Origin of the sequence: Bacteroides intestinalis, from assembly GCF_003464595.1 — a bacterium.
In the GTDB taxonomy this organism is placed as follows: Bacteria; Bacteroidota; Bacteroidia; order Bacteroidales; family Bacteroidaceae; genus Bacteroides; species Bacteroides intestinalis_A.
The window spans coordinates 1-4,573 of record NZ_QRZF01000050.1; the positions used below are offsets into that span (position 1 = coordinate 1).

The 4,573-nt window shown below is 41.3% G+C and carries 3 protein-coding genes; 1 reads left to right on the forward strand and 2 read right to left on the reverse strand.

Annotation, left to right across the window (positions count from 1 at the left end; genetic code table 11):
* Positions 1–211: 211 nt before the first annotated feature.
* Positions 212–922, reverse strand: a complete 711-nt coding sequence (locus DWW10_RS25665) for a hypothetical protein (RefSeq protein WP_118420747.1) — start codon at positions 920–922, stop codon at positions 212–214.
* A gap of 788 nt (positions 923–1,710) precedes the next feature.
* Here DWW10_RS25665 and DWW10_RS25670 point away from each other — a divergent pair.
* Positions 1,711–2,241 carry a DUF3836 domain-containing protein gene (locus DWW10_RS25670; RefSeq protein ID WP_118487412.1) on the forward strand — a complete coding sequence of 177 codons (531 nt, stop codon included), beginning with the start codon at positions 1,711–1,713 and terminating at the stop codon, positions 2,239–2,241.
* Here DWW10_RS25670 and DWW10_RS25675 read toward each other — a convergent pair.
* Entirely contained in the window at positions 2,231–4,489 is a 2,259-nt protein-coding gene (locus DWW10_RS25675) for a sensor histidine kinase (protein WP_118422447.1), read from the reverse strand. The two genes, DWW10_RS25670 and DWW10_RS25675, sit on opposite strands and share 11 nt — an antisense overlap.
* Between the last annotated feature and the right edge of the window lie 84 nt (positions 4,490–4,573).

The window sequence follows — 4,573 nt, forward strand, 5'->3', positions numbered from 1 at the left end:
CAGATGAACGAGAACGGCATGAACTACATGGCTTACAACTGGAATGAAAAGGAAAACTCCTGGAATCTAGTAACAGAACACAACGCCACCCACTGGAGCAGTGTCCTGCTGGCAAATAAGTAACTTTCCTCTAACAATAAACACCCTCTTTTAAATTCCAAAGAAATGCGGCTACCGGAGAATTGCTTTTCCGATAGCCGCATTCTTTGATTTACCCAATATACAATTCGGAAGGAATCAGCTTAAAATCCACACACTGGTTCTCTACCGGATTGGCTTTCAACAAGAAAGGAACGATACCGTCCGAAGGAAGCGCTTTGCGCGGAAGAGCCGATTGCTTATCGAATTTATGAGTAGCACACCAGGCATCGGCATCACCGGATACGCTCTTGCCGATACGGAAGCAGAACTCACTCTGATTATCGTGCAACGTATTAATCAGCTTGCGGCAATCATCCGGCACAGTAGGGCTATCTGACAATTCGCTGATCTTTTCTGCCATTTGCGATAACCATTCCACATCGTGAATGTGCTTCTTATCGAGGGCAAAAACAAACACTGCCGGATAATAATCGTTGTCTCCCGGTCTCCACAAGGCACTGTTGGCCTGCACCACTGCTGCATATATAACGGGAGACTCCGTATATTTCTTCTTCCAGCGATCCTTGAACAACCAGGGAGTATTACCTGCCACTGCCCTGAAGAAGGGAGTTTCCATGTCCCGGGGTGTTTGCAGATAAGGTTTCAGTCTATCCAGGCGAGTAGGATTATCGAAAGCCTCCTCTTCTTCGTCATCATCTTCCGGCACGGGCGGTCTGTTACGCAGTCCGCTCACGTCACACCCTTGCGCTTCCAGCTTCGCAATATCTTCTTCTGTCAGGTTATTCTCCCAGTCTTTGCCGGGGTTCACAAAAAATGCCATAATAATTTTAGTTTAAGAGTTAATATTCTGTCAAATAGTTAATATAATAATACATATTAGTTAAGCCTCTAAGGAGGATGTAACAAAAGTAGGAAGATACCCATGAACGGGAAAACAAATAGGGGGGATAAATGAAGAGGGAGTTTTACCCCGTAAAAGTATGTTTTTCAAGATGTTATTACCCAGTAAAAGTAAGAAGAAAAGGGGACATTTTCAATTTACCAAAGAAACAGCAGATGTTTTAAAGGAAGAAAACAAAGAATTCCTATCTTAATCATTCAAAGTTCCTGATTTCACAATAGTCTGAAGGTTAAGATTATTACAAGTAATCCATTGGCGGAATTAGTTCCTTTTTATACGGTTTTGAGGGAAAGTTGACGAGTTAACAAGTTGACAAGGGGACAAGGTTCCATGCGGCACAGAAGCATTGCGCAGCCCCTTGTTCCCTTGTCAACTCGTCAACTGGTTTCCTTCCTTTCTTTTTCTTTTAGATATATAATTGCCTGAATCTTGCCATCATGTTGGCAAGGCCTTGCCAATTCGATGGCAAATGCTTGCCAGCACGGTGGCAAAGTGTTGCCAATCAACTGGCAAAAACCGGCATTCAATAAGATGGGACTAATTACACCAATTGCAGAATAGAAAGGAATAAAGGAGTGATAAAGTTTCTTCAATAAGGTATTATTAATTAGATATTATTTCTTACCTGAGGCACTTTTGTTCCAAGAGGAAGAAACAGAAACTCTTTTTATTAACCTAACGATAACATTACGATAACATTCATCTTCATGCCCCTGCCCTATCTTTGCAACATCAAAAGTAACGAAATGTATAACTTAAAAAATAAAATCATTATGAAAGCTCTAGTATTATCAGTAGTATTCGCATTGACATCAGTAGTAAACGCAGTAAGTGGTAACAACGTAAAAGACTTCGCTTACAACAGTGAGAAACAGGAAAACGGTGTAGAAACCCAAACAGTCTATAAAGTAAAAGAAGGCAAGTACTTGGAACGCCACCTGCAATACAACTACACACATGATGAAAAAGGACGTGTATCCACAAAAGAAATCCTGAAATGGAATCAGGACAACAGCCGCTTTGAAAAGCTGTATTGCCTCAACTTCAGCTACACCGACAACGAAGTAAACGTGGAATATGTAGCATGGAACAATAAAATCGGTGACTACACAGACGTAAAAGCAAAAGCTGTTTACCAGATGAACGAACAGGGTATAAACTACACTGCCTACAATTGGGATAAAAAGGAAAACGCCTGGAACCTAACTGTAGGACAAGATAACCGTTTTACTCTCTAACCGGAAAATAAAGCGTAAACTCACTGAAACGCCCTTCTTCGCTCTCTACTTCCACCCGGCCCTCATGTGCTAACATCACTTGCTGCACATAGTTCAGCCCCAGACCGAAGCCCGTAGCTCCTCCTTTACTGCTGCGGGCAGCAGCGACCGAACGTTCAAAACGGTTGAAGATACGTGAAAGGTCTTTCACAGGAATACCCAAGCCATTATCACAGATTTTAATCTTGCTGAAACCTTTCTCCGACTCACAGATGATATCGATCTTCACCTCGTCACGGGAGTATTTTATTGCATTATCCAGAAGATTACTCAGCACTTCACGCAAGCAGAAAGCATCTGCATAAACAGTCTCACAACGATGATAGAGGGTATTAAACTCTATTTTCTTACTGGTTTTCAAAGATATCTTAGCCAATAAATCATCCATCAGCGGACGCAAAGGAACTTCTTCCTTATGCAACTCCAAATGACCTTCATCCAACTGCGTCAACATCAATACCCTGTTCAGAAGCACTGATAAATGCTCACATTCATCAGTGATCGCCAGCTTATACTTATCTTCCTTCTCCGGTTTCTCTGCCAACTTACCGCTTGCCAGAATTTGACTTCCCATTATAATGGAACTCAACGGATACTTCATATCATGTATCATAGAGTAAGTGAAGTCCTTCTGAAATTGTTTAAGGCGGCGTTGTGTGCGAGAGATCCGCATTTGGAAATAAACACAAGCACCCATAAACAAAAAGATAATGCCCAACGGAAGAAGCATATACCAATTGGAAGCAATAATATACCGTTGGGGAGTATGTAGAATACCCTGTACACAATACGTGCTATCCTTATCCAGTGGAATCATTTGGGTTATCATATCCAGATTCGCCGCATATAGACTATCCGCATAAATCGTCTCGACACCCAACGGATACTTCATCCGGACTATGCTGCTTTTATCCGGAAGTCCCTTTTCACGAAGCACACCCGAGAAAACGCTATCGGCATATTCCATCGAGAAAGAAATGGGTGTGGATGCCTTTGCATTGATAGTGTCCTGCATAAGATAAGCCATAGATAGCCGGGTACTCGCATCTTCATAATCATCATAATTCATACGAGTGATATAGAAAGGAGATGGTCTGACGTTATACTTCTTTTGTATATCCTGCTCACGGATAGCTTTCACCAATTTGCGGGCATAGGGCGACATACCTGTAATCTTATTAGGCATCGGATATTTCTGGTCAAGCAAAAGTGAGGCAAAGCGATGGTAAGTTGTTTCACGAAAAAAAGCCTCTTCAAAACTATCCTGCACCTGAAGTTCCAGTTTTCTATAACCGATGCGGTACAAATATACTGACCAGATAGACAATAAAAGGAATATTCCCACCAGAGTGACAATAGAAAATGTTTTCAATGAAATAACCCTACCGATATGCTGCAGCGATGCCTCTGCTTTCACTTTCGAAAGCATCTTCTCTATCATTGTCAGCAACATAGTGCCGTCATTTTCTATTTCATTCCACAATTGCCCGGAAACCTTTGATGACATTTCGTCGACCGGCAGACGCATTTGTTCTGTCAAGACATAAAAATCCCGCTTCTGCTCCTGCAAGTTATGTTGCTGATGGATTAATGATCTCATCTGCAACACCAGCACATAAACTACTATTCCTAATAAAAGAAGAGTAATGACGGATAATATCAATACATTACGCATCATTTCTCCGAAAGGGAAGCGAACAATGGCGCGGACAGCTTCCCCTTTTCCCTTATATACAAATACTTTTTCAGAACAGACTGTAGTAAAACCACTATTTCCTATGCCCGTATTCGTAGTTTCAAGTATTTCCCCCGTATCGACATTAAAACGTTCAATGGCTACTTCACCTTTAATATAAACACGTGAGAGTTTTTTATGTAATACACTATCCAACTCGGCCAAACAAAATTCCATGCCATAAGCTTTCTGCATAGTCTGAATTAATTGCTGAGTCAGTCGGTTTGCTTGAGCATTGATATCTTTATTCAAGCCATTAACAAAGAAAATTGATACAACGGTTCCATCAGGATACGGCAAGCGATCTTGCATTATATTCGTCATATCCGAAAAGGCCAGCGAGAAACACTCATTGAGTGTCTGTTCCGCCTCTTTCATCTGGGCTTTATAGGCATAATACATTCCACCCAATTGAATAAGAACAATAACCAGAAGACCTGCAATGGAAAGGCGAATAACGGAACTAGCTTTCATATTGTTTGTATTTTAGCTGCAAAGGTAACAAATTATCTCGTTAACCTAATGATAACATTACGATAACATTCATCCTCATGCCCC